The organism is Peribacillus sp. NPDC056705, from assembly GCF_043656335.1.
On sequence record NZ_JBHTYI010000255.1, the window covers coordinates 1 to 1,115 of the forward strand.

Here is a 1,115-nt window from a genome sequence, read left to right on the forward strand (position 1 = left end):
GAATACTTTCATTAAATAGAAAGGGATCCTGTGCGACATATCCGATTGAACTGCGCAAAGTCATAAGCTGGGCCTCATCCCGAAGGGATACCCCGTCAATCAGAACCTCACCACTCTCCGGCTGAATCAATCCCATCAGCATATCAATGAGTGTACTCTTGCCCGCTCCTGATTTCCCAACGATGGCCGTCATTCGATTGGCAGGAATATGTACGTTAATATTGCGTAGAGCATATACAGACTCGAAAGAATCATACCGATAATCCACATCTCGGCATATCATCCCGTCTCGCATATGAACCCTGCCAGGTTGTGAACTAGTGGCTGTGGCTGTAGCTCCGCCCTCCTTGTCTGACTCGTACTCCATTTGCAGATTACGCATGACTTGGAAGGCAGGAAGGTTGGCTACAAGCTGCTCGGTATTCGATTGAATGCCAATAAACCTTGGCCATAATCGCGAGAAGATCAGAACAATGATAATCAATTGCTCAGCCGGTGTCTTAAGTACTTCCAGTGCCAAATAGACGAAGCCGGCAATCAGTACAACAGAGGATAGACGGTAAATTAACTGTGACATGGAATTTATCTTTCCGAATTGAATAAAGTTATCCTCCATTTTCCGAGACAGGTTGTTGAACCAGTTCATATGAGATTGCTCTAACCGGTTGCTCTTAATATCCTTAATGCCGTTGAAATGCTCACTGATCCCCGCAAAATAATACTTTGACAGTTCAGTTGTCTCTTCACCAATTCGCTTCGACTTCTTGATAAACTTACGTCCGAACAATACCAATAGCCCGCCGCTTAGCAAAACAACCATAGTTATTAGAGGAGACAGCCATAGTGCGAGGCCAATCTGTATGATCGTAAATAAGAAGGAAGAAATCATCTGCAGAAATAAAAAGGTCCCCTGATTCACACGCCCCAACTCGTTAGACATGACATGGTTGAAATCCGACTTGCGCTTGCGCAGGAAGAACTCCCACTTTGCTTGAATTAATCCCTGATACGTCTCCATCCGCAGTGTACGGATAAAGCCCTGCAGTATGGTTGAATTCAATAGTGTCTGGCTCCGTTGAAGCAGTGCCTGCCCTCCAACGATGACGACATAGAGC

At 45.5% G+C, this 1,115-nt stretch carries 1 protein-coding gene; it reads right to left on the reverse strand.

Annotation, left to right across the window (positions count from 1 at the left end; genetic code table 11):
* A partial coding sequence (locus tag ACFRAK_RS29445) for an ATP-binding cassette domain-containing protein (protein ID WP_394573261.1) occupies nt 1–1,115 on the reverse strand: 1,115 nt, incomplete at both ends.